Source organism: Bradyrhizobium sp. USDA 4541, from assembly GCF_024171085.1.
Taxonomy (GTDB): domain Bacteria; phylum Pseudomonadota; class Alphaproteobacteria; order Rhizobiales; family Xanthobacteraceae; genus Bradyrhizobium; species Bradyrhizobium australafricanum.
On sequence record NZ_JALJZF010000001.1, the window covers coordinates 1,608,527 to 1,634,974 of the forward strand.

The window sequence follows — 26,448 nt, forward strand, 5'->3', positions numbered from 1 at the left end:
AACACATCCGACGCAAGCTTCCACGCGCGGCCGAATGTCGCTCTGCCCTAGCATCATAGGCAAAAACGGCGCTCGCGCCGCTACATTTTGTCACAAATTCCGCAACACTGAGGCCGGCTTCTGGTTTAGCGCGAGCAGCGTCCCGGCGAGCCCCAGTCCGACCGTGACGACCAGCGCGGCGACCACGACCAGCGCGGCGCTGCCGGCCTGCCAGATAAAACTCAGCGTCATCAGCCTAGTCACGATCAGCCAGGCCGCGATCGAGCCGGCGATCACCCCGAACACCGCGGTTGCAAAACCGATCATCAGGTACTCCAGCGCGTAGGCGCCGAGCAGTCGCACCCGCGTGGCGCCGAGCGTCTTGAGAATCACGGCGTCATAGACGCGGTGGCGGTGTCCGGCGGCGAGCGCGCCGCCGAGCACCAGGATCGCGGAGATCAGCGTCACGGCGCTGGCGCCGCGGATCGCCAGCACCAGATTGCTGACCACGCTGCCGACCGTCTCCAGCGCCTCGCGGACCCGCACGCTGGTCACCATCGGGAACGCGTCGGCGACCTGCTTGATGATGCGCGCGTCGTCGGCGGAATCGGCGTGTGGTTCCGTCAGGGTCGCGACATGGCTGTGCGGCGCACCCCTGAAGGCATTCGGCGAGAACACCAGCACGAAATTGATGCCGAGGCCCTGCCAGTCGATGTTGCGCAGGTTGGCGATTTTCGCCGGCACGTCGCGTCCGAGCACGTTGACGACGATCTCGTCGCCGATCTTCAACGACAGGCCGTCGGCGATCTTCTTCTCCATCGAGACCAGCGGTGGCCCGCTGTAGTCCGGCCCCCACCATTCGCCCTCGACGATCTTCGAGCCCTTGGGAATTTCGCCGGTGTAGGTCAGGCCCCGGTCGCTCTGCAGCACCCACTCCGAATCGACCGACGGCTTGAGCTGGTCGGCCTTGACGCCGCGCGCGGCCACGATCCGTCCGCGCAGCATCGGTACATCCTCGACGGTCGAGCCGGCGGCGACCTTCGCCAGGAAGGCATTGAAGCGGTCGGCTTCGGTGGAGGGGATGTCGATGAAGAAGAACGACGGCGCCCGCTCCGGCAGGGCGGCCAGGAATTGCCGGCGCAGATTGCCGTCGATCTGGGTGATGGTGACGAGCACCGCCAGCCCGAGCCCCAGCGACAGCACCACCGACGGCGTCAGCGCGCCCGGCCGGTGGATGTTGGCGATCGCGAGCCGCAGCATGGTCATGCGGCTGCGCGGCAGCCGCCGCGCCACCGCCATCAGGAGCTCGGCGATTCCGCGCAGCAGCAGGAACACCGCGATCGACGAGGCGACGAACACGGCAGCGACCCGCTTGTCATAGGCAAGCCCGATCGCGACTCCGATCAGGAGCGCGATCACCACGGCCATCAGCGCCAGATAGCTCCAGCGCGGGCGATGCCGCTCGCTGGCGACGGTCTCGCGGAACAGCGCCGCGACCGGCACGTCATGCACCCGGCCGAGTGGCCACAGCCCGAACGCCAGCGCGGTGAGCTGGCCGTAGAGGAAGGACAGCGCGAGCTCGTCGGGATGCAGCGCGGGCACTACCGGCAGCGGCAGCAGCTTGCCGAACAGGCCGACGATGACGAAGGGGAGCGCGGCGCCGAGCACGAGCCCGATCACCGAGCCGATCCCGGCCAGCACCACCACCTGCGTGCAGTAGATCGTGAAGACGTCGCGGCCGGTGGCGCCGAGCGCCTTAAACGAAGCGATGACGTCGCGGCGCCGGTCGATATGGCTCTTCACCGCGTTGGCGACGCCGACACCGCCGACCAGTAGCGCCGCGAGGCCGACCAGGGTCAGGAACTGGGTGAAGCGGTTGATGGTGCGCTCGAGCTGCGGCGAGGCATTGCTGCGGCTGCGGACCTCCCAGCCGGCCTCCGGCGCGGCGGTCCGCGCGCCGTCGATCAGCGCGGTGGTGGCGCGATCGTCGTTGGCGCCGTCAGGCAGCTTCACGCGGTAGATCCAGCGCACCAGGCTGCCCGGTTGCAGCAGGTCGGTGGCGTGCAGGCTGGCTTCGCTGACCAGGAAGCGCGGCCCGAGGCCGACGCCGCCGGCAAGCTTGTCGGGCTCGGCCACCACCACGCTGCGGATCTGGTAGGTCGCACTGCCGATGGTGACGCGGTCGCCGAGCTTCAGGTCGAGCCGCGCCAGCAACGTCGAATCGGCGGCCGCGCCGTAGACCCCGTCGCGTTCGGCGAGCAGATCGGCGACCGGCATGTTCGGCTCGAGCGTCAGCTCGCCGAGCATCGGATATTTGCCGTCGACGGCCTTCAGCTCGACCAGCGCCAGCTTGCCGTCATTGCTGCGGGCCATCGCGCGCAGCGTGGCCGCGATCGAAACCTCGCCGCGTGTGCGCAGATAGGCGACCTCGTTGGGCTTGGCCTCGCGCGAGATCAGCGAGAACGCGACGTCGCCGCCGAGCAGCGTGCGTCCCTCGCGGGACAGGCCGTCGCCAAGACTCGCGGCGACCGAACCGACGCCGGCAATCGCCATCACGCCGAGCGCGATGCAGGCGATGAACACGTAGAAGCCGCGCAGGCCGCCGCGCAATTCGCGCAGCGCATAACGGAAGGCAAGCGACGACGCGCGGCCCTGCACCGCGGCTTCGGACGCGATGCTCATGTCGTGGATTGTCCGTCGATGCGGCCGGAGCGCAGCCGCACGACGCGGTCGCAGCGCTGCGCGAGCGCGAGATCGTGCGTCACCAGCACCAGCGTCATGCCGCGCTCGGCGTGCTTGGTGAACAGCAGGTCGACGATCTGCTTGCCTGTCGTCTCGTCGAGATTCCCGGTCGGCTCGTCGGCAACGAGGATCGCGGGATCGGGCGCGAGCGCGCGCGCGATCGCGACGCGCTGCTGCTCGCCGCCGGAGAGTTGCGTCGGATAATGATGCAGCCGCTCGCCGAGCCCGACCGATTGCAGCTCCTGCGCGGCGCGCGCGGCGGCATCGGGATTGCCGGCGAGCTCGAGCGGCACCGCCACGTTCTCCAGCGCCGTCATGGTCGGGATCAGATGGAATGACTGGAAGACGATGCCGACCTGGCGGCCGCGGAAGCGCGCCAGCGCATCTTCGTCGAGGGCATTGAACGAGGTGCCGTTGACGACCACTTCTCCACTGTCAGGACGTTCGAGCCCCGCCATCACCATCAGCAAGGTCGACTTGCCCGAGCCCGACGGGCCGATCAGGCCGATGGCCTCACCCGCCGCCACACGAAGGCTGATATCTTTGAGGATATGGACCCGTGCCGCGCCGGTGCCGAGCGAGAGATTGACGTTCCTGACGGCAATGGTGTCCGGCTCGACGTCGGTCAGTGAAGAGGATTCGATGAGACTGTCCATGGTTCGGTCATATGGCACTTCCGCGGCTGCGGTCGAGGGCCGGTTGAGAATCTTCGTGCACATACTCGTGTTGCTTATGGGCTTGATGACGGCGGCCAGCGCGCAGACGCCAAGGCTGGAGAATGGCCCGGAGAAGGGCCCGGCGAAGCCGATCAAGATGGTGGTTCTGGGCGATTCCCTGAGCGCCGGGTACGGCCTCCCGGGCCCGGCGGCTTTCCCGATCCGGCTGCAAAAGGCGTTGGAAGCCAAGGGGATAAAGGTCGAGATGAGCAATGCCGGGGTGTCCGGCGACACCGCCTCGGGCGGCCGCGAGCGGCTCGACTGGTCGGTGCCTGATGGAACCGATGCCGTGATTGTCGAGCTTGGCGCCAACGATGCCTTGCGCGGCATCGATCCCGCCGTCACGCGTGCCGCGCTCTCCGACATCATCACAAAGTTGCAGGCGCGCAAGATCGCCGTGCTCTTGTGCGGCATGCTCGCGCCACCGAACTATGGCAGTGAGTATGCAGCGAAGTTCAACGCGATCTATCCGGATCTCTCGAAGACCCTTGGCGTGCCGCTCTATCCGTTCTTCCTCGATGGGGTTGCCGCCGACGCGAAGCTCAACCAGGCCGACGGCATGCATCCGACGGCAGCAGGTGTGGACATCGTTGTGAAAAATATCCTGCCCACAGTGGAGGCATTTCTCGGCGCAATATCAGGGCAACGCAGTTGAAGCGCAGGCAGTGAGCCGTGCCGTGTCCGTAGGTTTACGAGCTGTTAACGGGTCATGCTTCGCAGAGTCACATATCTCGGGTACAAATAGGCATCGGTGATTCGTCGCCGGGCCGTTACAGGGTGCGGGCTCCCAAAACCCGCGCCAAGCATCGAGGATTATTGCGATGCCGCGTCTGTTCACTGGACTGGAAATTCCGGCCGATATCGGCCAAACCCTCTCCAGCTTGCGTGGCGGCCTTCCCGGCGCACGCTGGATCGATCCCGAAAATTATCACGTCACTCTGCGCTTCATCGGCGATATCGATGGCATGTGGGCCAACGAGATCGCGACGATGTTGTTTCGGGTAAACCGCAAGCCGTTCGAGGTCAAATTGCAGGGCCTGTCGAGCTTCGGCGGACGCAAGCCGCGCGCGGTGGTTGCCGCCGTCGAGCCGAGCCGGCCGCTGATCGAACTGCAGGCCGAGCTCGAGCGGATGATGCAGCGGATGGGGCTCGATCCCGAGGGCAGGAAATTCACGCCACATGTCACGCTCGCTCGTCTGCATGACGCTTCGAGCCAGGACGTCGCGGATTATCTGTCCGTGCGCGGCTACTTCCCGAGCCGCAGCTTCCTGGCGGACCGCTTCGTGCTGTTCTCGTCGCGCGCGTCGACAGGCGGCGGCCCCTATGTGGTCGAGGATTCCTACGCGCTCTGCGCGTGAGCCTCTTCACCTCGCCCCGCTTGCGGGGAAAGGTCGGATCGCATCGAAGATGCGATCCGGGTGAGGGGGTACGGGTCCGTCGATAGAGCGCGTCGGGTGGTGAGAGCCCCTCACCCCAGCCCTCTCCCCGCAAGAGCGGGGCGAGGGAGAGGAAAGTGCATACCCCACTGGCACAATTCACGGCTTGCAATTTGCCGCACACTAGGGCCGTAAGGTGGGCTCATGCTGTCCACCTCGCCCAGTTCCTTTCTCGAGCTCTACAAATCCTTGGTCGCCTCCGGCGCGATCGAGGCCGATCCCGCCCAGGCCCGCGCCGCCGAGGCATTCGGCGCGCTGGATGAGCGGCTCGCGAGCTACAAGCCGCAGCGCAAGCAAGGCCTGTTCGGGCGGCTGTTCGGCGGCGACAAGGACGACAAGCCGCCGCGCGGGCTCTACGTCCACGGCGAGGTCGGTCGCGGCAAGACCATGCTGATGGATCTGTTCTTCCAGCAGAGCCCGGTCGAACACAAGCGCCGCGCGCACTTCCACGAATTCATGGCCGAGGCGCATGAGCGCATCTACGGCTACCGTCAGCAGATCGCGCGCGGCGAGATCGCGGACGGCGACGTGATCGCGCTCACAGCGCAGGCGATCTTCGACGAAGCCTGGCTGCTCTGCTTCGACGAATTTCACGTCACCGACATCGCCGATGCGATGATCCTCGGCCGGCTGTTCGCCAAGCTGTTCGATCTCGGCACCGTGGTGGTCGCGACCTCGAACGTTGCGCCTGACGATCTCTACAAGGGCGGGCTCAATCGCGCGCTGTTCCTGCCGTTCATCGCGCAGATCTCCGACCACATGGACGTGCTGCGGCTCGATGCGCGCACCGACTTCCGGCTGGAGAAACTCGTCGGCGTCAAGATGTGGCTGGTGCCCGCGGATGACGCGGCCGATGCCGCGCTCAACGCGGCCTGGCGGAAGATGACCGGCAATGCCCCGTGCAAGGCACGCCTCATTCCGATCAAGGGACGCATCCTGAACGTGCCCTGCTCGGCGCACGGCGTCGCGCGCTTCAGCTTCATGGACATCTGCGAGAAGCCGCTTGCCGCGTCCGATTATCTCAGGCTCGCGCACGACTACCACACGATCCTGATCGACCACATTCCGGTGATGGATTACGCCGAGCGCAATGCCGCCAAGCGCTTCATTTCGCTGATCGATACGCTCTATGACAATGCCGTGAAGCTGATGGCCTCGGCCGAGGCCGATCCGGTGTCGCTGTACCTTGCGACCGACGGCGTCGAGGCGATGGAGTTCAAGCGCACATCCTCGCGCCTGATCGAGATGAGCTCGGAATCCTACCTGGCGCTGCCGCACGGCCGGAAGGACTCCTCCGCGAGCGGCGCGTCGACCGGCCTGGTCGAGACCTGAAATTCAGCCTCGAAATTCCGTCTCGAAATTCCGTCTTGCGCGCGGTCCGGTTCGGAGCAACTTTTCGTGTCTCCGCGGCGGATGTTGCTGGCATGCCTGATCGAATTCCAGGCAGGGCCCGCAATCGGGCAGGCCGCGACTTGAATGGATCATTCGAAAGGGATAACCACCCTTGCAACCGACTTCCCTCCCTCCCGTACACAGTTCAAAGGACTGATTTCCCATGGCACGCGACAAGATTGCTCTGATTGGCTCCGGACAGATCGGCGGAACGCTGGCGCACCTCGTCGGCCTCAAGGAACTCGGAGACGTCGTGCTGTTCGATATTGCCGAGGGCGTGCCGCAGGGCAAAGCGCTCGACATCGCGCAGTCGTCGCCGGTCGACGGTTTCGATTCCAATCTGGTCGGCGCCAATTCCTATGAAGCGCTCGACGGCGCCAAGGTCTGCATCGTCACCGCCGGCGTGCCGCGCAAGCCCGGGATGAGCCGCGACGATCTCCTCTCCATCAACCTCAAGGTCATGGAGCAGGTCGGCGCCGGCATCAAGAAGTACGCGCCCGACGCCTTCGTCATCTGCATCACCAACCCGCTCGACGCCATGGTGTGGGCGCTGCAGAAGGCCTCGGGCCTGCCGCACAAGAAGGTGGTCGGCATGGCCGGCGTGCTCGACTCCGCGCGTTTCCGCTATTTCCTGGCCGACGAATTCCACGTCTCGGTCGAGGACGTCACCGCCTTCGTGCTCGGCGGCCACGGCGACACCATGGTGCCGCTGACCCGCTACTCGACTGTCGCCGGCATTCCGCTGCCCGACCTCGTCAAGATGGGCTGGACCTCGCAGGCGCGCATCGATGAGATCGTCGATCGCACACGCAACGGCGGCGCCGAGATCGTCAACCTGCTCAAGACTGGCTCCGCCTTCTACGCGCCGGCTGCGTCCGCGATCGCGATGGCCGAGAGCTACCTGAAGGACAAGAAGCGCGTGCTGCCCTGCGCCGCCTATCTCAACGGCGAGTACGGCGTGAAGGACATGTATGTCGGCGTGCCGGTCGTGGTCGGCGCCAAGGGTGTCGAGCGCATCGTCGAGATCGAACTGGCGGGCAAGGACCGCGAGGCTTTCGACAAGTCGGTCGGTGCGGTGCAGGGCCTGGTCGACGCCTGCAAGAAGATCGCGCCCGATCTGCTCGGCAAGTAATCTCGATTGGCAATGGCCCGATAGGCGGTTTCAATCGCCTGTCGGGTCCAAGGCGATGAAATTCCGGCGGATTTTTTAGTTGCGCGAGCTTTGGTATATGGTATGCCAGTCTCAAGGCTGACGTAATAAGGTCGCCGCACGAGGGTTTGGGAGCGTCTTTCCATGAATATCCATGAATACCAGGCCAAGGCTTTGCTGCATGAATTCGGCGTGCCGATCTCGCGCGGCGTGCCGGTGCTGAAGCCGGAAGAGGCCGACGCGGCGGCCAAGCAGCTGCCCGGCCCGATCTGGGTAGTGAAGAGCCAGATCCATGCCGGCGGCCGCGGCAAGGGCAAGTTCAAGGAAGCGTCGGCCGGCGACAAGGGCGGCGTCCGCATCGCCAAATCGGCCGCCGAGGTCGCCGAATTCGCCAAGCAGATGCTCGGCGCGACGCTGGTCACGGTGCAGACCGGTCCGCACGGCAAGCAGGTCAATCGCCTCTACATCGAGGAAGGCTCCGACATCGACAAGGAGTTCTACCTCTCGATCCTGGTCAATCGCGAGACCTCCGAAATTTCCTTTGTGGTGTCGACCGAAGGCGGCGTGAATATCGAAGAGGTCGCGCATTCGACCCCGGAAAAGATCGTCTCGTTCTCGGTCGATCCCGCGACCGGCATCATGCCGCATCACGGCCGCACGGTTGCCAAGGCGCTGAAGCTGACCGGCGATCTCGCCAAGCAGGCCGAGAAGCTGACCGGCCAGCTCTATGCCGCCTTCGCCGCCAAGGACATGGCGATGCTCGAGATCAATCCGCTCGTCGTCACCAAGCAGGGCCAGCTTCGCGTGCTCGACGCCAAGGTGTCGTTCGACAGCAACGCACTCTATCGTCATCCGGACGTGGTCGCGCTGCGCGACGAGACCGAGGAAGACGCCAAGGAGATCGAGGCGTCGAAATACGACCTCAACTACGTCGCGCTCGATGGCACGATCGGCTGCATGGTCAACGGCGCCGGCCTTGCCATGGCGACCATGGACATCATCAAGCTGTACGGCATGGAGCCGGCGAACTTCCTCGACGTCGGCGGCGGCGCCAGCGTGGAGAAGGTCGCGGCCGCGTTCAAGATCATCACCGCCGATCCGAACGTGAAGGGCATCCTGGTCAACATTTTCGGCGGCATCATGAAGTGCGACGTGATCGCCGAGGGCGTGGTCGCCGCGGTGAAGCAGGTCGGCCTCAAGGTTCCGCTGGTGGTGCGCCTCGAAGGCACCAATGTCGAGCAGGGCAAGAAGATCATCCGCGAGAGCGGCCTCAACGTCCTGCCCGCCGACAACCTCGATGACGCTGCACAGAAGATCGTGAAAGCCGTCAAGGGAGGCTAACGATGGCCGATCATCTCGACGCTCCGACACCGCTGGACGAACACCGCAAGCTCGCGGCGTTTGCGGGCGAGTGGAGCGGCGAAGAGATGGTCTATCCGTCGCGCTGGACCGCGGGCGGTCCGGCCACCTCGCAGGTCGTTGCGCGCATCGCGCTCAACGGCTTCTACCTGATCCAGGACAGCGTGCAGACCCGCGACGGCAAGGAGAGCTTCGCCACCCACGGCGTGTTCACCTACGACCGCGACGATCGGGCCTACAAATTGTTCTGGCACGACTCGCTCGGCTACTACCCGCCGTCACCGGCGTCCGGTAGATGGGCGGGCAAGTCGCTGATCCTGGTGCGCGGCTCGCTGCGCGGCAATGCCCGTCACGTCTACGAGGTCGTCGACGACAACACCTACAACATGAAAATCCAGTTCTCGCCTGACGCGGAAGGGTGGGCCGACGTGCTCACCGGCGTGTACCGGCGTATTCACTGAGCATGATCCGGAAAAGTGGTCTCCGGTTTTCCGACAAGATCATGCTCAAACCATAGAGTCCCATCACCGATCGTCTCGCGAAAGCATCTCGAACCATGTCCATTCTGATCGACAAGAACACCAAGGTCATCTGCCAGGGCTTCACCGGCAAGAACGGCACGTTCCATTCGGAAGCGGCGATCGCTTACGGCACCAAGATGGTCGGCGGCGTGGCGCCGGGCAAAGGCGGCTCGACCCATCTCAACCTGCCGGTGTTCGACACCGTCGCCGAAGCGCGCGAGAAGACCGGCGCCGACGCCAGCGTGGTCTATGTCCCGCCGCCGGGCGCAGCCGACGCGATCTGCGAGGCGATCGATGCGGAAATCCCGCTGATCGTCTGCATCACCGAGGGCATCCCGGTGCTCGACATGGTGCGCGTGAAGCGCTCGCTGTCGGGCTCGAAGTCGCGGCTGATCGGGCCGAACTGCCCCGGCGTGATGACCGCCGGCGAATGCAAGATCGGCATCATGCCGGCCAACATCTTCAAGCCCGGCTCGGTCGGCATCGTCTCCCGCTCCGGCACCCTGACCTATGAGGCGGTGTTCCAGACCACCCAGGAGGGTCTCGGCCAGACCACCGCGGTCGGCATCGGCGGCGACCCGGTCAAGGGCACCGAGTTCATCGACATGCTGGAGATGTTCCTGGCCGACGAGAAGACCAAGTCGATCGTGATGATCGGCGAAATCGGCGGCTCCGCCGAGGAGGACGCCGCCCAGTTCCTCAAAGACGAGGCCAAGCGTGGCCGCAAGAAGCCGATGGTCGGCTTCATTGCCGGTGTCACCGCACCTCCCGGCCGCCGCATGGGCCATGCCGGCGCGATCATCTCGGGCGGCAAGGGCGACGCCGGTTCCAAGACCGCGGCGATGGAAGCCGCCGGCATCAGGGTGTCGCCATCGCCGGCCCGCCTCGGGCACACGCTCGCGGAAATGCTGAAGTAACCGCCGTCCGGCGAGTTCCCTTCGAGGTTTGACGTGATTTGGGGCGGGTTCTCCTTGGGGAACCCGCTCTTTTATCGCGTTTTGGTGCCGGAATGCCGATCAATAAAAAATGAAAATAAATTCACTTCTTGGTTCTTTTAGGCAGGAATATCTGTCCTAGATAGGGTAAAGGGTATCAATCCAGCCGGCGCACTTCCAGACCGGCATCAGCGCCGTCTCCTACGCGCGAACCGAAAAAATCACCAGGACTGCCCATGTCTCGCCAAGACGCGAACGCCGCTTTTGCACTCTCATCATTCCTGCAGGGGACCAACGCCGCCTACATCGACGACCTCTACGCCCGCTACGAGCAGGACCCGTCGTCGGTCGACGCCGAGTGGCAGGATTTCTTCAAAAGCCTGAAGGACGCCCCGGCCGATGTCCAGAAGAACGCCGAGGGCGCCTCGTGGGGCCGCGACAACTGGCCGGTGACGCCGCGCGACGAGCTGACCTCGGCGCTCGACGGCAACTGGGCCCAGGTCGAGAAGGCGGTCGGCACCAAGCTCGCGGCCAAGGCGCAGGCCAAGGGCGCCGAACTGTCCGATGCCGACGTCCATCAGGCCACCCGCGATTCGGTTCGCGCACTGATGCTGATCCGCGCCTACCGCATGCGCGGCCATTTCCACGCCAAGCTCGATCCGCTCGGCATCGAGGCGCCGCGCGACCGCGAGGAGCTCGATCCGCGCTCCTACGGCTTCACCGAGGCGGACTTCGATCGCAAGATCTTCCTCGACCACGTGCTCGGCCTCGAATACGGCACGCTGCGCGAGATCGTGCAGATCTGCGAACGCACCTACTGCCAGACGCTCGGCGTCGAATTCATGCACATCTCGAACGCCGCGCAGAAGGCGTGGATCCAGGAGCGCATCGAGGGGCCGGACAAGGAGATCTCGTTCACGCCCGAGGGGCGCCGCGCGATCCTCAACAAGCTGATCGAGGCGGACGGCTTCGAGAAGTTCTGCGACACCAAGTTCACCGGCACCAAGCGCTTCGGCCTCGATGGCGGTGAATCGCTGATCCCGGCGCTCGAGCAGATCATCAAGCGCGGCGGCAATCTCGGCGTGAAGGAGATCGTGGTCGGCATGCCGCATCGCGGCCGCCTCAACGTGCTGACCCAGGTGATGGGCAAGCCGCACCGCGCGCTGTTCCATGAGTTCAAGGGTGGTTCGGCCAACCCCGACTCGGTCGAAGGCTCGGGCGACGTCAAGTATCACCTCGGCGCCTCCTCGGACCGCGAGTTCGACGGCAACAACATCCATCTGTCGCTGACCGCAAACCCGTCGCATCTCGAGATCGTCGATCCGGTCGTGATGGGCAAGGTGCGCGCCAAGCAGGACCAGCACGGCGATCCGCCGGATATGCGTATCTCCGTGCTGCCGCTGCTGATGCACGGCGACGCGGCATTCGCAGGCCAGGGCGTGGTGGCTGAATGCTTCAGCCTGTCCGACCTGAAGGGCTATCGCACCGGTGGCTCGCTGCATTTCATCGTCAACAACCAGATCGGCTTCACCACCTACCCGCGCTACTCGCGCTCGTCGCCCTATCCGTCCGACGTAGCGAAGATGATCGATGCGCCGATCTTCCACGTGAATGGCGACGATCCGGAGGCCGTGGTGTTCGCGGCCAAGGTCGCGATCGAGTTCCGGCAGAAATTCCACAAGCCGGTCGTCATCGACATGTTCTGCTACCGGCGCCACGGCCACAACGAGGGCGACGAGCCGGCCTTCACCCAGCCGGTGATGTACAAGAAGATCGCTTCTCACCCGTCAACGCTCGAGATCTACGCCAAGCGGCTGGTCGCTGACGGCGTGTTGACCGAGGGCGAGGTCGAGAAGGCCAAGGCCGACTGGCGCGCGCGGCTCGACGCCGAGCTTGAAGCCGGCGCCGGCTACAAGCCGAACAAGGCCGACTGGCTCGACGGCAAGTGGGCAGGCTTCAAGATCGCCGACCAGGAAGAGGACGCCCGCCGCGGAGTCACCGGCGTCGATGTCGCCGTTCTCAAGGATATCGGCCGCAAGATCACCAAGGTGCCGGACGGCTTCCGCGTCCACCGCACCATCCAGCGTTTCCTCGACAATCGCGCCAAGGCGATCGATAGCGGTGTCGGGATCGACTGGGCCACCGGCGAGGCCCTGGCATTCTGCACGCTGCTGCAGGAAGGTCATCATGTGCGACTGTCCGGCCAGGATTCCGAGCGCGGGACCTTCTCGCAGCGCCATTCAGTGCTGATCGACCAGGAGGACGAGAGCCGCTACACGCCGTTCAACCATCTCGGCGGCGAAGACACCGGCCACTACGAGGTCATCAACTCGCTGCTGTCGGAAGAGGCGGTGCTCGGCTTCGAATACGGCTACTCGCTGGCCGAGCCGAATGCGCTGGCGCTCTGGGAAGCGCAGTTCGGCGACTTCGCCAACGGCGCGCAGGTGGTGTTCGACCAGTTCATCTCCTCGGGCGAACGCAAGTGGCTGCGCATGTCGGGCCTCGTCTGCCTGCTGCCGCACGGCTACGAAGGGCAGGGACCGGAGCATTCCTCCGCGCGCCTCGAGCGTTACCTGCAGATGTGCGCCGAAGACAACATGCAGGTGGTCAATCCGACCACGCCGGCGAACTACTTCCACGTGCTGCGGCGCCAGCTGCATCGCGAGATCCGCAAGCCGCTGATCCTGATGACGCCGAAGTCGCTGCTGCGCCACAAGCGCGCGGTGTCGCAGCTCGAGGAGCTCGGCAAGAACGCCACGTTCCACCGCATTCTGTACGATGACGCGCAGATGCTGCCGGACGAGAAGATCAAGCTGGTGCCGGACGACAAGATTCGCCGCGTCGTGCTGTGCTCCGGCAAGGTCTACTACGATCTCTACGAGGAGCGTGAGAAGCGCGACATCGATGACATCTATCTGATGCGCGTCGAGCAGCTCTATCCGGTGCCGCTGAAGGCGCTGGTGCAGGAGCTCGGCCGCTTCAAGAACGCCGAAGTGGTCTGGTGCCAGGAAGAGCCGCGCAATATGGGCTCCTGGCACTTCATCGAGCCCTATCTGGAATGGGTGCTCAACCAGATCCACGCACCCAACAGGCGTCCGCGCTATGCCGGCCGTCCGGCATCGGCGGCAACGGCGACCGGCTTGATGTCGAAACATCTGGCGCAGCTCAAGGCGCTGCTCGACGACGCACTGAACTAACGACTTTCATTGAAGCCATGCCCCGCGAATGCGGGGCATCCGGTATCCCGCGTCATCCAGCAGAAGTGCTGTCGTCACGGAGTACCGGATCGCTCGCTTTGCGGGCGGTGACGGACAAGTTTCACGACCGCAAATTTTGCGACCGCAGGGTTATCGAGGAAAAGACCATGACTGAAATTCGCGTTCCAACGCTCGGCGAATCCGTGACCGAGGCCACGATCGGCCGCTGGTTCAAGAAGGCCGGTGAAGCCGTCGCGGTGGACGAGCCGTTGGTGGAGCTGGAGACCGACAAGGTCACCATCGAGGTGCCCGCGCCGGTGGCCGGTACGCTCGGCGAGATCATCGCCAAGGACGGCGAGACGGTCGCCGTCGGCGCGCTGCTCGGACAGATCAATGACGGCGCCGCTCCGGCCGCCAAGCCGGCTGCTGCGGCTCCCGCCAAGGCCGCCGCACCGGCTGCCGCTGCTGCGCCGGCTGCTGCCGCTGCGCCGAAGGCGCCGCCGGCGGATGCGCCGCTGGCACCCTCGGTCCGCAAGCTGTCCGCTGAAAGCGGCATCGATGCGTCCACCGTTCCCGGCTCGGGCAAGGACGGCCGCGTGACCAAGGGCGACATGCTGGCCGCGATCGAGAAGGCCGCCTCGGCGCCGACCCCGGTCAACCAGCCGGCCGCCGCCGTGCAGGTTCGTGCGCCGTCGCCGGCGGACGACGCCGCGCGCGAGGAGCGCGTGAAGATGACCCGGCTGCGCCAGACCATCGCGCGCCGCCTCAAGGACGTGCAGAACACCGCCGCGATGCTGACGACCTTCAACGAGGTCGACATGACCGAGGTGATGAAGCTGCGGGCCCTCTACAAGGACACGTTCGAGAAGAAACACGGCTCGAAGCTCGGCTTCATGGGCTTCTTCACCAAGGCGGTCGTGCAGGGGCTAAAGGACATTCCGGCGGTCAACGCCGAAATCGACGGCTCTGACCTGATCTACAAGAACTACTATCACATCGGCGTTGCGGTCGGCACCGACCGCGGCCTCGTGGTGCCTGTGGTGCGCGACTGCGACCACAAGTCGATCGCCGAGATCGAGAAGTCGATCGCCGACTACGGCCGCCGCGCCCGCGACGGCCAGCTCAAGATCGACGAGATGCAGGGCGGCACCTTCACCATCACCAATGGCGGCATCTACGGTTCGCTGATGTCGACGCCGATCCTGAATGCGCCGCAGTCCGGCATCCTCGGCATGCACAAGATCCAGGAGCGGCCGATGGTGGTCGGCGGCAAGATCGAGGTGCGCCCGATGATGTATCTGGCACTCTCCTACGACCACCGCGTCATCGACGGCAAGGAAGCGGTTACCTTCCTGGTGCGCGTCAAGGAGAGCCTGGAGGATCCGGCCCGCCTGGTGCTGGACCTCTAAGGTCGTATCGCGCGCGGCGTCCGATCGGATCGGGCGCCGCGATCTGTTGGTTGCTCACATTTGGGGATCAAAGTGACGGATAAGGTCGTTGTCATCACCGGCGGCAGCCGCGGCATCGGCCGCGCCACCGCGCTCGCTGCCGCCGCGCGCGGCTATCGCATCGTGGTCGGCTATGCATCCAACAAGACCGCGGCGGACGAGGTCGTCGCCGCGATCGAAGCCAGCAACGGCAAGGCGATCGCGGTGAAATGCGATGTCGGCAGCGAGCAGGACATCCTGGCGCTGTTCAAGGCGGCCGACGGCTTCGGCACGCTCGGCGCGCTCGTCAACAATGCCGGCATCGTCGGCAAGAGCGGCGTGCGTGTCGACGAGATGTCGGCCGAGCGTATCCAGCAGATGATGGCAGTGAATGTCACCGGCAGCATCCTGTGCGCGCGCGAGGCGGTGAAGCGCATGTCGACCAAGCACGGCGGCAAGGGCGGCATCATCGTCAACCTGTCCTCGGTCGCGGCGAAGCTCGGCGCGCCCAACACCTATGTCGACTATGCCGCCTCCAAGGGCGCGATCGATTCCTTCACGATAGGCCTCGGCTACGAAGTCGCGAATGAGGGCATCCGCGTCGCCGGCATCCGGCCCGGCCTGATCGACACCGACATCCACGCCGCGGGCGGCGAGCCCGATCGTGCGCACCGGCTTGCCCATATGGTGCCGATGAAGCGTGTCGGCACCGCCGATGAAATCGCCAACGCCATCGTCTGGCTGATCTCGGACGAGGCTTCCTATGTCACCAGCGCGATCCTCGATGTGTCGGGCGGTCGCTAGCACACGATCAAGAGCGGGCGACGGTCTGCCGTCACGATCGCGCCTGCGTAATTGTCACAGAGCTTAGCTACAGGACCTTCCATCATGGCTTCTTACGATCTCGTCGTCATCGGCACCGGCCCGGGCGGATATGTCTGCGCGATCCGCGCGGCGCAACTCGGCATGAAGGTCGCCGTCGTCGAGAAGGACGCGACGCTGGGCGGCACTTGCCTCAACGTCGGCTGCATGCCGTCGAAAGCGCTGCTGCACGCCTCCGAGATGTTCGAGGAAGCCGGGCACTCCTTTGCCAAGATGGGCGTCAGCGTCCCGGCGCCGAAGCTAGATCTGCCCGCGATGATGAACTTCAAGCAGCAGGGCATCGACGGCAACGTCAAGGGCGTCGAGTTCTTGATGAAGAAGAACAAGATCGACGTGCTCAAGGGGACCGGCAAGATCCTCGGTGCCGGCAAGGTCGAGGTCTCCGGTGACGGCAAGTCCGAGACCGTCGAGACCAGGAACATCGTGATCGCCACCGGCTCCGATATCGCCCGCCTGAAGGGTATCGACATCGACGAGAAGCGCATCGTGTCCTCGACTGGCGCGCTGTCGCTGGAGAAGGTGCCGGAGAAATTGCTGATCATCGGCGCGGGGGTGATCGGGCTCGAGCTTGGCTCGGTCTGGCGGCGTCTCGGTGCGGACGTCATGGTCGTGGAATTCCTCGACCGCATCCTGCCCGGCATGGACGGCGAGGTGGCAAAGCAATTTCAGCGCATGCTCGAGAAGCAGGGCTTCGTCTTCAAGCTCGGCGCCAAGGTCACCGCGGTCGATAGCTCCGGCAAGACGCTGCAGGCCAAGGTCGAGCCCGCCGCGGGTGGCGCTGCGGAAACCATCGAAGCCGACGTCGTGCTCGTCTGCATCGGCCGGGTGCCCTACACCGAGGGGCTCGGGCTGAAGGAAGCCGGCGTTGCGCTCGACAATCGCGGCCGCGTCGAGATCGACGCGCACTTCTCGACCAACGTGAAGGGCATCTACGCGATCGGCGACGTCGTGGCCGGGCCGATGCTCGCGCACAAAGCGGAAGACGAAGGCGTTGCCTGTGCGGAGATCATCGCGGGCCAGGCCGGCCACGTGAACTACGACGTCATTCCAGGTGTTGTGTATACCACGCCGGAAGTATCGTCGGTCGGCAAGACCGAGGAAGAACTCAAGCAGGCCGGCGTCGCGTACACCGTCGGCAAATTCCCGTTCACGGCGAACGGCCGATCCAAGGTCAATCAGACCACCGACGGCTTCGTGAAAATTCTCGCAGATGCGAAGACGGATCGGGTGCTTGGCGTCCACATTGTCGGGCGCGAAGCCGGCGAAATGATCCACGAAGCCTGCGTTCTGATGGAATTCGGCGGATCTGCCGAGGATCTGGCACGCACCTGCCACGCGCACCCGACCCGTTCGGAGGCGATCAAGGAAGCCGCGCTTGCGGTGGGCAAGCGCGCCATCCATATGTGATGATCGAAAGTCCGGCGTAAGCCGGGTCGAGATCATAGCGATGCTGCGCCGCCTGCTTCAGCCGTTCTGGGTCCTGCTTGCGATCATCTTCCTGGTCGAGGCTTGGCTATGGGACCATCTCGAGCCGATCGTGGCGCGGGCGGTGGCGTGGATTCCGCTCCGCGCGCTCAAGCAGTGGCTTGCCGACCGGGTCGATTCGCTGTCGCCGGCGATGACGCTGATTGTCTTTGTCGTGCCGGTCATCCCGCTGTTTCCGCTCAAGCTGATCGGGCTCTGGCTGCTCGCGAACCAATACTGGTTCAGTGCGGTCTCGCTGATCCTGTTCGCCAAGTTCGTCGGCGTCGGCGTGACGGCCTTCCTGTTCGACGTGACGCGGCCGAAACTGCTGGAGATGCCCTGGTTCGAGGCACTCTATAATTTCGTGATGGCGCTGCGGGCCAAGGCCACCGCGCTGGTCGAGCCAATCAAGCGGCGCATTCGCGAGATGATCAGTGGCGACGGCGAGGGCTGGGCGGCGCGCACGCTGCGCGTGATCGCGCGCTTCCGCAAAAGCGTGCATCAGACCAGCAAGCCTCTTTGATCAAGACTTTCTATTCCGTCATCCTGAGGAGCGCGGAACGCGCGTCTCGAAGGATGCACGGCCCGGCCGGTGGCCGTCGATCCTTCGAGACGCGCGCAAGGGCGCGCTCTTCAGGATGACGGTTCGAAAGCGGCGCGCTGCGCCTCAATGCAGATGCAGCAAGTGCGGCTGGAACAGGCCGAGCGCCGTCATCACGATGCCGGCGAGCGTCACCAGGCCGGAGACCCAGGCCAACGCGATGATGCCCGTGATGATGGTCGCCGATGCCAGCACGATGGCGATCTGGAAGGCGGCGGAGGCAAGCTCGAAATGATGATATTTCGCGGTGGCCTCGTCGCGCTCATGCTCGGCGTGCTTGGCGCGTTCGGAGAGCTGCTCTGAACCCTCGCCGGTTTCCGGCTCCGAGCGATAGCGCGCCGCGGTCTTCTGCCAGTCGTCGATCTGCTTCTGCAGCGCGGTCCTGGCCGCCTCGTCGGTGGTGGTCGCGAGGTTCAGCTTGCCCTGTTCGGCCGCGGTCTGCACCGCGGTCCGGCGGATGCTCTTGGCCTGGAAGAAGGCCCACAGGTTGGAGGCCTCGACATTCTTGCTGATCGATTCGGTCTGGGCGCCCTTGCCGAGCGTTTCCGACAGCGCCAGGCACAGGGCGATCACGGCGATCAGGAGCGCGATCTTCTTGTTCTCGCCCGAGGCATGCTCGGCATGCTCCGCGTGCTCCATACTTTCATGTGCGCTCATGATTCCCCTCCGGATGAGACCGCGCCACGATTGCCGAATGCGGCGCACAAGGCAAGGGCCGAACGGTTTTGGGTAGCCGTATCAAGATGAACGGCGCATGACGGCGGGCCAAAGCCCGCGCTTTATTTTTTCAGAACCGAACGTTCAACCTCGGGGATGCGCGGAGCGATAGACTTCGAGCAGGCGGTCGCTGTCGATGCCGGTGTAGATCTGCGTGGTCGACAGCGATGCGTGGCCGAGCAATTCCTGGATCGCGCGCAGATCGCCGCCGCGGCTCAGCAGATGCGTGGCGAAGGAATGCCGCAGCGCATGCGGCGTTGCGCTGTCGGGGAGGCCGAGCGCGCCGCGCAGCCGCTCCATGGTGAGCTGGATGATGCGCGGGCTCAAGGGACCGCCGCGCGCGCCGACGAACATCGGCCCCGCGGGGCTGAGCTGATGCGGGCAGATCGCCTCATAGTCCGCGATCAATTGCAGCACGTTCTGCAGCGCCGGCACCATGCGGGTCTTATTGCCCTTGCCGGTCACCACGAGCACGTCGCCTTCGCCAGGTTTCGGCACGTCGCGGCGCTTCAGCCCCAGCGCCTCGGAGATGCGCAGGCCCGAACCATAGAGCAGCGCCATGACGGCGGCGTCACGCACCAGGATCCAGGTCTCGCGGGTTTCGTTCGCGCGCTCGTCGGCGTCGGCGAAGCGTTTCGCCGCTTCCATGTGAATCGGCTTCGGCAGGCTCTTCGCCACCTTGGGCGCGCGGATCGCCGAGAGCGCGCCGACCTTGCCCTTGCCCTCGCGTTCCAGGAATCGTCCGAACGAGCGCAGGCCCGCCAGCGCCCGCATCAGCGATCGCCCACCGATCTCCTCGGTTCGGCGCATCGCCATGAAGGCGCGCACATCGCTCGCCTCGAGCGCGGAAAATGCCTTAAGCGTCACCCGCGCGCCCCAGTGCCCGGCCAGGAAGGCGAGGCATTGGCGCACGTCCCGGGCATAGGCCTCAAGCGTCTTCGGCGACAGCCGCCGCTCCGCACGCAGATGCGACAGCCAGCGCGTCATCTCCTGCGTGACCGATGCGTCGGCGCAGTCGAGCTCGAGCGGCTGGATGGGCTGATCGGTCCGGGCCATGTCCGTGTCTTAAGTCCGTGTCTTAAGGGCTATTGGCGCTGCTCATCTCCTGATTATATCGCACTGCCTTCGTTTACCGTTCGCTAAGACGGCGAAGCGGTGGGAGAGCGTTTTCGAGCGAAGTGGACGCCGGTTCGCGTGAAGAAAACGCGTCAAAACAAGAAGCTGGAGATTTGGTTCTGATTCGATCAGAAACCAAATCTCTAGCCCGCTCGGGTTCAAGGTTTCTGATTCAATGGACCATACCACGCGCCCCGGCCCAGCCTCTGCATCGACGATACGTGTCGTCGACGTGCTGGTGCCTGTCGCGCTGAACCAGACTTATTCCTACCGCGTTCCGCGCGGCATGGAGCTTGCGCCGGGCGACGTGATCGGCGTTCCGCTCGGGCCGCGTGAGGTCGTCGCGGTGGTGTGGGCGGAAAATGCCAATCCGGATCCGCGGCTGCACAACCGGCTCAAGGACGTCAGCGAGAAGCTCGATGTTCCGCCGCTGAAACCGGAGCTGCGCCAGCTGGTCGACTGGGTCTCCAATTACACGCTGTCGGCACGCGGCATGGTGCTGCGGATGACGCTGCGGATGGGCGAAAATCTCGGGCCGGAGCGGATGCGGCTCGGCGTGCGGCTGGTCGGCGAGCCGCCGCGGCGCCTGACGCCGGCACGCCGGCGGGTGATCGAGGTGCTGTCGGACCGCTTGCTGCACGGCAAGTCGGAGGCGGCCCGGGAGGCCGGCGTCAGTTCCGGCGTGATCGACGGCCTGGTCGACGAAGGCACCCTGACGGTTGAGGCGATGCCGCCGCCGGCACCGCCGCCCGTTCCGGATCCCTCCTACGCGCAGCCGGATTTTTCGCGCGAGCAGCGCAGCGCCGTCGACGTGATGCGGACGCTGGCCGCGAGCGGCAGCTTTCACGTCGCGCTGCTCGACGGCGTCACCGGTTCCGGCAAGACCGAAGTCTATTTCGAGGCGATCGCCGAGAATATCCGCCGCGGCAAGCAGACGCTGATCCTGATGCCGGAGATCGCGCTGACCGGCCAGTTCCTCGATCGTTTCGCGCAGCGCTTCGGCGTGCGGCCGCTGGAGTGGCATTCGGAGCTGACGTCGCGCACGCGCGCGCGCAACTGGGCCGCGATCTCCGAGGGCAAGGCGCCGGTCGTGGTCGGCGCCCGCTCCGCGCTGTTCCTGCCCTATGCCGATCTCGGTCTCATCATCGTCGATGAGGAGCACGACCAGGCCTACAAACAGGACGACGGCGCGCATTATCACGCGCGCGACATGGCGGTGGTCCGCGCCCATATCGCAAAGATTCCGATCGTGCTGGCGTCGGCGACCCCGTCGGTCGAGAGCGAGGTCAATGCGCGCAAGGGGCGCTACCAGCGCGTGGCGCTGCCGTCGCGGTTCGGCGGCCAGCACATGCCGCATATCGAGGCGATCGACATGCGCCGCGCGCCGCCGCCGCGCGGCCGCTTCATTTCGCCGGTGCTGGCCGAGCAGATCGGCCATGCCATCGAGCGCCGCGAGCAGGCGCTGCTGTTCCTCAACCGCCGCGGTTACGCACCGCTGACGCTGTGCCGGGCCTGCGGCCACCGCTTCGCCTGCACCATCTGCGATGCATGGCTGGTCGATCACCGGTTCCGACAGCGGCTGGTCTGTCATCATTGCGGCTTCTCGATGCCGCGCCCGAATATCTGCCCGCATTGCGCGGCCGAGGAATCGCTGGTCGCGGTCGGGCCCGGCGTCGAGCGCCTGCAGGAGGAGGCCGCCCACATCTTCCCCGAGGCACGGACGATGGTGCTGTCGAGCGATCTCATCACCTCGATCGAGACCATGCGCAGCGAGCTCAACGAGATCGCCGAGGGCCGCGTCGACATCGTCATCGGCACCCAGCTGGTGGCGAAGGGCCACAACTTCCCGCGGCTCAATCTGGTCGGCGTCATCGACGCCGATCTCGGCCTGAGCAATGGCGATCCGCGCGCCGCCGAGCGGACGTTCCAGCTGCTGAACCAGGTGGTCGGCCGCGCCGGCCGCGAGCAGGGCCGCGGCGTCGGCTTTCTGCAGACCCATCAGCCGGAGCATCCGGTGATCAAGGCCCTGATCGCCAATGACCGCGAGGCGTTCTATGCCAGCGAGATCGAGATTCGCGAGCGCACCGGCTACCCGCCGTTCGGTCGGCTGGCGAGCCTGATCGTCTCCGCCGGCGACCGTCCGACCGCGGAAGGCTTCGCCCGCAAGCTCGCCGCGGTGGCGCCGCTCGATGAGCGGATCCAGGTGCTCGGCCCCGCCGAGGCGCCGCTCGCCGTCATCAAGGGCCGCTATCGCTTCCGCCTGCTGGTGAAGTCGCTGCGCAATGTCGACCTGTCGCAATATCTGCGCGAATGGCTGGAATCCGGTCCCAAGACCAAGGGCAATCTGAAGCTCGAGGTCGACGTCGATCCGCAGAGCTTTTTGTAAGCAGCTTCAATCTTGACCGTCATTTGCGAGGAGCGAAAGCGACGAAGCAATCCATGTGTCCGCAAACGCGGTGAAATGGATTGCTTCGCTCCGCTCGCAATGACGGCGGCTGGCAGCACGTCCCGCAAAAGAAAAAGCCTGCCGTCATTTGCGACGGCAGGCCATTTTTTGGCGCGAAGCAGGCCTCGCGGCCGTTACGCAACGCAACGCTTACTGAAGGCGCTTACGAGACGACCTCAGCGGTGACGCGGCCGACGCCGGCACCGGTCAGGCCGATGGCGCGTGCTGCGCCGGTGGAGAGGTCGAGCACGCGGCCGCGGATGAACGGGCCACGATCGTTGATGGTGACGACGACGCTGCGGCCGCCATGGGTGACGCGGAGCCTGGTGCCGAACGGCAGCGAGCGGTGGGCCGCGGTCATGGCGTTCTGGTTGAAGCGCTGGCCGGAAGCGGTGCGGCTGCCCGACTCATTGCCGTAGAAGGAGGCCATCCCCGAGAACGAGTGGCCGCCGGACGGCTGGATCGATGCATTGGCGTCGCGCCAGGACGAGCCTTCGGCGCGGGCGTGGTGATGATGGTGGTGGCGATGATGGTGGTGCCGGGACTTCGCGGACGCCTCGGTCACGCTGCCCCCGACGAGAATAGTTGCGGCTACAAACGCAAGCGCCGTACGCGAGCGGGTTACGTTGCCCGCCGCCTTCTTGATATTCAGCATTGATAAGACCCTCAGACAGTATTGCCGCTAACGCGGCAAGTGGAACCCCCGTCCCTTCGTTGACCAAGGCCGTTTGGTTTCCCAATGAGGCACGAATTGGGCAGTAAATCCGGATTATCTCGTGCTGAAATATCTTGTTACCGCCTTGGGGTAGTCAATCGAGGTTCCGTAATCTTGCTGTTTAACCAATTTTTAACGATCAATATACTTGCCAATACTGATTATCGAGGCGACGGTAAGTTTTCGGTAAGTAATCGCTAAATGAAACCGCGGCCGGCCAGGAGTTCCCTGTGCGCTCGGCCATAGGCCTATGCAAATTTCGATGGAACAAAATCGCGGCGGCGCGAATCGGGTTCGGCGCGCCGCACTTCCGCGGGCCAAATTTTCCGGTTCGGCCACCGGCTGCGGTCGGCAAAAAGCGCATGCGACAAGGCGGCACTCACGATGCCGTCATGTTGCACCTGCGCGATTGCTATGTTAGCAAAGCCGCGATTTTAACGGTCCCGGCACGTCCTGTGCCGGTCGAAAATCGAAGTCCCGCTTGAATTCCAAGGGCTTGGATCGCTAGGCGCTGCTTTGGTGGCGACGGTTTTTCCCTTGCGAATTTGACAGCAAAAAAGAGCGAGCTCGTGGCTGCTGAAGATCCGTCCGTTTCGGGAGTGTCCGGTCGTTATGCAACGGCCCTGTTCGAGTTGGCGCGCGACGAGCAATCCGTCGATCAAGTCCGGGCCGACCTCGACAAGTTCGAGGCCTTGCTCAACGAGAGCGCCGATCTCAAGCGCCTCGTCCGCAGCCCGGTGTTCGCCGCCGACGCCCAGCTGAAGGCGCTGACCGCGGTGCTCGACAAGGCCGGCATCGCCGGTACGTCGGCCAAATTCCTCAAGGTGCTCACCGCCAATCGCCGGCTGTTCGCCGTTGCCGATGTGATCCGCGCCTATCGCGCGCTGGTGGCGAAGTTCAAGGGCGAGGCGACTGCGGAAGTCACCGTCGCCGAGCAGCTCAGTGACAAGAATCTCGACGCGCTGAAGGCCGCACTGAAATCAGTGACGGGCAAGGACGTCGCGCTCAACGTGAAGGTCGATCCCTCCATTATTGGTGGCCTGGTGGTCAAGCTCGGCAGCCGCATGGTGGATAGTTCGCTTCGCACCAAACTCAATTCGATCAAGAACGCGATGAAAGAGGCAGGCTGATGGACATCCGCGCCGCAGAAATTTCTGCGATCCTCAAGGACCAGATCAAGAATTTCGGCCAGGAAGCCGAGGTCACCGAAGTTGGCCAGGTGTTGTCGGTCGGTGACGGTATCGCCCGCGTCTACGGTCTCGACAACGTTCAGGCCGGTGAAATGGTCGAGTTCGAGAACGGCACGCGCGGCATGGCGCTCAACCTCGAAACCGACAACGTCGGTATCGTGATTTTCGGCGCCGACCGCGAGATCAAGGAAGGCCAGACCGTCAAGCGCACCCGCGCGATCGTGGACGCGCCGGTCGGCAAGGGCCTGCTCGGCCGCGTCGTCGACGCGCTCGGCAACCCGATCGACGGCAAGGGCCCGATCCAGGCCACCGAACGCAAGCGCGTCGACGTCAAGGCGCCCGGCATCATTCCGCGCAAGTCGGTGAACGAGCCGATGGCCACCGGCCTCAAGGCGATCGATGCGCTGATCCCGATCGGCCGCGGCCAGCGCGAGCTGATCATCGGCGACCGCCAGACCGGCAAGACCGCGATCGCGCTCGACACCATCCTGAACCAGAAGCCGCTCAACGCCCAGCCGGACGAGAACCTCAAGCTGTATTGCGTCTACGTCGCGATCGGGCAGAAGCGCTCCACCGTCGCGCAGTTCGTCAAGGTGCTCGAAGAGCAGGGCGCGCTGGAATACTCGATCATCGTCGCGGCCACCGCGTCCGATCCGGCGCCGATGCAGTACATCGCGCCGTTCACCGCCTGCACCATGGGCGAGTACTTCCGCGACAACGGCATGCACGCCGTGATCATCTATGACGACTTGTCCAAGCAGGCCGTCGCCTATCGCCAGATGTCGCTGCTGCTGCGCCGCCCGCCGGGCCGCGAAGCCTATCCGGGCGACGTGTTCTACCTGCATTCCCGCCTGCTCGAGCGCGCCGCCAAGCTCAACAAGGAGCATGGCTTGGGCTCCCTGACGGCGCTGCCGGTCATCGAAACCCAGGCCAACGACGTGTCGGCCTACATTCCGACCAACGTGATTTCGATCACCGACGGCCAGATCTTCCTGGAAACCGATCTGTTCTTCCAGGGTATCCGTCCCGCCGTGAACGTCGGTCTGTCGGTGTCGCGCGTCGGTTCGTCGGCGCAGACCAAGGCGACCAAGAAGGTCGCCGGCAAGATCAAGGGTGAGCTCGCGCAGTACCGCGAAATGGCGGCGTTCGCGCAGTTCGGTTCGGACCTTGACGCTTCGACCCAGCGCCTGCTCAACCGCGGCTCGCGTCTGACCGAACTTCTGAAGCAGCCGCAATTCTCGCCGCTGAAGATGGAAGAGCAGGTCTGCGTGATCTGGGCCGGCACCAACGGCTATCTCGATCCGCTGCCGCTCAACAAGGTGAAGGCGTTCGAGGACGGTCTGCTGTCGCTGCTACGCGGCAAGAACGCCGACATCCTCGATGCGATCCGCACCAGCCGCGATCTGTCCGACGACACCGCCGCCAAGCTCAAGACGGCCGTCGAGGGCTTCGCCAAGACGTTTGCATAACGAATGGGGCGTCGCCCGGCTCGCCGCCGGGCGTGACGAACGGAGGCTTGCGATCTGACCATTGTGGTCGGATCGCCGGGGTGAACGAAGAATGGCGTCACTAAAAGACATGCGGGTCCGCATCGCCTCGACCAAGGCGACGCAGAAGATCACCAAGGCTATGCAGATGGTCGCAGCCTCGAAGCTGCGCCGCGCGCAGAACGCCGCCGAAGCGGCGCGGCCCTATGCCACCAAGATGGATGCGGTGATTTCCAACATCGCCGCGGCAGCCAACGGCACGCCCGGCGCGCCGGCGCTGCTCGCCGGCACCGGCAACGATCAGGTGCACCTGCTTCTGGTCTGCACCGGCGAGCGCGGCCTGTCCGGCGCGTTCAACTCCGCCATCGTGCGCCTGGCGCGCGAACGGGCGAACGCGCTGCTCGCGCAGGGCAAGGAAGTGAAGTTCTTCTGCGTTGGCCGGAAGGGTTACGAGCAGCTGCGGCGGACCTTCGAGAAGCGCATCGTCGAGCATCTCGACCTGCGTTCGGTGCGCCAGATCGGCTTCGTCAATGCCGAGGATATCGCCCAGAAGGTGCTGGCGCGGTTCGAGGCCGGCGAGTTCGATGTCTGCACGCTGTTCTACTCGCGCTTCCAGTCGGTGATCGCGCAGATCCCGACCGCGCAGCAGATCATCCCGCTGGAGGTGGCTGCGCCCGCGGCCAATGCGGCGCCCTCCACGTCCTACGAATACGAGCCTGAGGAAGACCAGATCCTCGGCAGCCTGTTGCCGCGCAACCTCGCGGTGCAGATCTTCCGCGCGCTGCTGGAGAACAACGCCTCGTTCTATGGCGCGCAGATGAGCGCGATGGACAGCGCGACCCGCAATGCCGGCGAGATGATTCGCAAGCAAACCCTGATTTACAACAGAACCCGTCAGGCCCAGATCACGAAGGAGCTGATCGAGATCATCTCCGGCGCTGAGGCGGTCTAAGCAGATTTCGAAGGAGAACAGTCC

The 26,448-nt window shown here is 64.9% G+C and carries 21 protein-coding genes; 16 read left to right on the plus strand and 5 right to left on the minus strand.

What is annotated here, in order from left to right; all coding sequences use genetic code 11:
- Positions 1–90 precede the first annotated feature (90 nt).
- Together J2R80_RS07615 and J2R80_RS07620 are read right to left on the minus strand one after the other, a co-directional pair.
- A complete protein-coding gene (locus tag J2R80_RS07615) occupies positions 91–2,661 on the minus strand; it encodes an ABC transporter permease (RefSeq protein WP_253638308.1) in 2,571 nt (856 codons plus the stop codon).
- Positions 2,658–3,377 carry an ABC transporter ATP-binding protein gene (locus tag J2R80_RS07620; RefSeq protein ID WP_028336302.1) on the minus strand — a complete coding sequence of 240 codons (720 nt, stop codon included), beginning with the start codon at positions 3,375–3,377 and terminating at the stop codon, positions 2,658–2,660. Before J2R80_RS07620 ends, J2R80_RS07615 begins: the two co-directional genes overlap by 4 nt.
- Before the next feature lie 55 nt (positions 3,378–3,432).
- On the opposite strand from J2R80_RS07620, the gene J2R80_RS07625 reads away from it, so the two are divergent.
- From J2R80_RS07625 to J2R80_RS07680, 12 genes are all read left to right on the plus strand, one after another.
- Positions 3,433–4,092 carry an arylesterase gene (locus J2R80_RS07625; protein WP_076834707.1) on the plus strand — a complete coding sequence of 220 codons (660 nt, stop codon included), beginning with the start codon at positions 3,433–3,435 and terminating at the stop codon, positions 4,090–4,092.
- A gap of 166 nt (positions 4,093–4,258) precedes the next feature.
- Positions 4,259–4,795: an RNA 2',3'-cyclic phosphodiesterase gene (thpR, locus tag J2R80_RS07630; protein ID WP_057020928.1), complete on the plus strand. Its 537-nt coding sequence runs from the start codon at positions 4,259–4,261 to the stop codon at positions 4,793–4,795.
- Between the two features lie 222 nt (positions 4,796–5,017).
- Entirely contained in the window at positions 5,018–6,205 is a 1,188-nt protein-coding gene (gene zapE, locus J2R80_RS07635) for a cell division protein ZapE (RefSeq protein ID WP_057020927.1), read from the plus strand.
- 223 nt (positions 6,206–6,428) lie between these two features.
- The gene (gene mdh / locus J2R80_RS07640; protein WP_028336306.1) at positions 6,429–7,397 is read left to right on the plus strand and encodes a malate dehydrogenase; all 969 of its coding nucleotides are present in this window, start codon (positions 6,429–6,431) and stop codon (positions 7,395–7,397) included.
- 162 nt (positions 7,398–7,559) lie between these two features.
- The gene (gene sucC, locus J2R80_RS07645; protein WP_057020926.1) at positions 7,560–8,756 is read left to right on the plus strand and encodes an ADP-forming succinate--CoA ligase subunit beta; all 1,197 of its coding nucleotides are present in this window, start codon (positions 7,560–7,562) and stop codon (positions 8,754–8,756) included.
- 2 nt (positions 8,757–8,758) lie between these two features.
- The gene (locus J2R80_RS07650) at positions 8,759–9,235 is read left to right on the plus strand and encodes a DUF1579 family protein (protein WP_076834630.1); all 477 of its coding nucleotides are present in this window, start codon (positions 8,759–8,761) and stop codon (positions 9,233–9,235) included.
- 95 nt (positions 9,236–9,330) lie between these two features.
- Positions 9,331–10,212: a succinate--CoA ligase subunit alpha gene (gene sucD, locus J2R80_RS07655; RefSeq protein ID WP_028340814.1), complete on the plus strand. Its 882-nt coding sequence runs from the start codon at positions 9,331–9,333 to the stop codon at positions 10,210–10,212.
- A 254-nt stretch (positions 10,213–10,466) separates the two neighbouring features.
- Positions 10,467–13,427, plus strand: a complete 2,961-nt coding sequence (locus J2R80_RS07660) for a 2-oxoglutarate dehydrogenase E1 component (protein WP_076834628.1) — start codon at positions 10,467–10,469, stop codon at positions 13,425–13,427.
- 167 nt (positions 13,428–13,594) lie between these two features.
- Positions 13,595–14,836 carry a 2-oxoglutarate dehydrogenase complex dihydrolipoyllysine-residue succinyltransferase gene (gene odhB / locus J2R80_RS07665; protein WP_057020975.1) on the plus strand — a complete coding sequence of 414 codons (1,242 nt, stop codon included), beginning with the start codon at positions 13,595–13,597 and terminating at the stop codon, positions 14,834–14,836.
- Between the two features lie 72 nt (positions 14,837–14,908).
- The gene (locus J2R80_RS07670; protein WP_168857722.1) at positions 14,909–15,658 is read left to right on the plus strand and encodes an SDR family oxidoreductase; all 750 of its coding nucleotides are present in this window, start codon (positions 14,909–14,911) and stop codon (positions 15,656–15,658) included.
- An 84-nt stretch (positions 15,659–15,742) separates the two neighbouring features.
- A complete protein-coding gene (gene lpdA / locus J2R80_RS07675) occupies positions 15,743–17,143 on the plus strand; it encodes a dihydrolipoyl dehydrogenase (protein WP_057020923.1) in 1,401 nt (466 codons plus the stop codon).
- Positions 17,144–17,183: 40 nt separating this feature from the next.
- Positions 17,184–17,723, plus strand: coding sequence for a hypothetical protein (locus J2R80_RS07680; protein WP_225163860.1), 540 nt, complete (start codon positions 17,184–17,186; stop codon positions 17,721–17,723).
- 144 nt (positions 17,724–17,867) lie between these two features.
- Here the strand turns inward: J2R80_RS07680 and J2R80_RS07685 are convergent, their stop codons facing one another.
- Positions 17,868–18,458 (minus strand): DUF4337 domain-containing protein, encoded by a 591-nt coding sequence (locus J2R80_RS07685; RefSeq protein ID WP_253638309.1) that lies wholly within the window; start codon positions 18,456–18,458, stop codon positions 17,868–17,870.
- A 144-nt stretch (positions 18,459–18,602) separates the two neighbouring features.
- On the minus strand, positions 18,603–19,574 hold the full coding sequence (locus J2R80_RS07690; RefSeq protein ID WP_253638310.1) for a tyrosine recombinase XerC: 972 nt from the start codon (positions 19,572–19,574) through the stop codon (positions 18,603–18,605).
- Between the two features lie 235 nt (positions 19,575–19,809).
- Here J2R80_RS07690 and J2R80_RS07695 point away from each other — a divergent pair, with 235 nt between their 5' ends.
- Positions 19,810–22,020: a primosomal protein N' gene (locus J2R80_RS07695; RefSeq protein WP_253638311.1), complete on the plus strand. Its 2,211-nt coding sequence runs from the start codon at positions 19,810–19,812 to the stop codon at positions 22,018–22,020.
- Positions 22,021–22,243: 223 nt separating this feature from the next.
- Here the strand turns inward: J2R80_RS07695 and J2R80_RS07700 are convergent, their stop codons facing one another.
- Positions 22,244–22,735: a septal ring lytic transglycosylase RlpA family protein gene (locus J2R80_RS07700; protein ID WP_229189994.1), complete on the minus strand. Its 492-nt coding sequence runs from the start codon at positions 22,733–22,735 to the stop codon at positions 22,244–22,246.
- A gap of 629 nt (positions 22,736–23,364) precedes the next feature.
- On the opposite strand from J2R80_RS07700, the gene J2R80_RS07705 reads away from it, so the two are divergent.
- The 3 genes from J2R80_RS07705 (at position 23,365) to J2R80_RS07715 (ending at position 26,424) form a co-directional block, all read left to right on the plus strand.
- Complete coding sequence (locus J2R80_RS07705) at positions 23,365–23,925, plus strand: F0F1 ATP synthase subunit delta (RefSeq protein ID WP_028340805.1); 561 nt, start codon at positions 23,365–23,367, stop codon at positions 23,923–23,925.
- The gene (atpA, locus tag J2R80_RS07710) at positions 23,925–25,454 is read left to right on the plus strand and encodes a F0F1 ATP synthase subunit alpha (RefSeq protein WP_028340804.1); all 1,530 of its coding nucleotides are present in this window, start codon (positions 23,925–23,927) and stop codon (positions 25,452–25,454) included. The genes J2R80_RS07705 and atpA overlap by 1 nt, the downstream gene beginning before the upstream one ends.
- Before the next feature lie 91 nt (positions 25,455–25,545).
- Complete coding sequence (locus J2R80_RS07715) at positions 25,546–26,424, plus strand: F0F1 ATP synthase subunit gamma (protein ID WP_092087080.1); 879 nt, start codon at positions 25,546–25,548, stop codon at positions 26,422–26,424.
- Positions 26,425–26,448 lie beyond the last annotated feature (24 nt).

Excerpts from the sequence above, each read along its gene's own strand:
- J2R80_RS07660 (WP_076834628.1), top strand. The coding sequence starts at position 10,467 with ATGTCTCGCCAAGACGCGAACGCCGCTTTTGCACTCTCATCATTCCTG.
- J2R80_RS07700 (WP_229189994.1), bottom strand. The coding sequence starts at position 22,735 with ATGCTGAATATCAAGAAGGCGGCGGGCAACGTAACCCGCTCGCGTACG.
- atpA (WP_028340804.1), top strand. The coding sequence starts at position 23,925 with ATGGACATCCGCGCCGCAGAAATTTCTGCGATCCTCAAGGACCAGATC.
- sucD (WP_028340814.1), top strand. The coding sequence starts at position 9,331 with ATGTCCATTCTGATCGACAAGAACACCAAGGTCATCTGCCAGGGCTTC.
- zapE (WP_057020927.1), top strand. The coding sequence starts at position 5,018 with ATGCTGTCCACCTCGCCCAGTTCCTTTCTCGAGCTCTACAAATCCTTG.
- mdh (WP_028336306.1), top strand. The coding sequence starts at position 6,429 with ATGGCACGCGACAAGATTGCTCTGATTGGCTCCGGACAGATCGGCGGA.
- lpdA (WP_057020923.1), top strand. The coding sequence starts at position 15,743 with ATGGCTTCTTACGATCTCGTCGTCATCGGCACCGGCCCGGGCGGATAT.
- J2R80_RS07680 (WP_225163860.1), top strand. The coding sequence starts at position 17,184 with ATGCTGCGCCGCCTGCTTCAGCCGTTCTGGGTCCTGCTTGCGATCATC.
- J2R80_RS07715 (WP_092087080.1), top strand. The coding sequence starts at position 25,546 with ATGGCGTCACTAAAAGACATGCGGGTCCGCATCGCCTCGACCAAGGCG.
- thpR (WP_057020928.1), top strand. The coding sequence starts at position 4,259 with ATGCCGCGTCTGTTCACTGGACTGGAAATTCCGGCCGATATCGGCCAA.
- J2R80_RS07650 (WP_076834630.1), top strand. The coding sequence starts at position 8,759 with ATGGCCGATCATCTCGACGCTCCGACACCGCTGGACGAACACCGCAAG.
- J2R80_RS07685 (WP_253638309.1), bottom strand. The coding sequence starts at position 18,458 with ATGAGCGCACATGAAAGTATGGAGCACGCGGAGCATGCCGAGCATGCC.
- J2R80_RS07690 (WP_253638310.1), bottom strand. The coding sequence starts at position 19,574 with ATGGCCCGGACCGATCAGCCCATCCAGCCGCTCGAGCTCGACTGCGCC.
- J2R80_RS07620 (WP_028336302.1), bottom strand. The coding sequence starts at position 3,377 with ATGGACAGTCTCATCGAATCCTCTTCACTGACCGACGTCGAGCCGGAC.
- odhB (WP_057020975.1), top strand. The coding sequence starts at position 13,595 with ATGACTGAAATTCGCGTTCCAACGCTCGGCGAATCCGTGACCGAGGCC.
- J2R80_RS07695 (WP_253638311.1), top strand. The coding sequence starts at position 19,810 with ATGGACCATACCACGCGCCCCGGCCCAGCCTCTGCATCGACGATACGT.
- J2R80_RS07615 (WP_253638308.1), bottom strand. The coding sequence starts at position 2,661 with ATGAGCATCGCGTCCGAAGCCGCGGTGCAGGGCCGCGCGTCGTCGCTT.
- sucC (WP_057020926.1), top strand. The coding sequence starts at position 7,560 with ATGAATATCCATGAATACCAGGCCAAGGCTTTGCTGCATGAATTCGGC.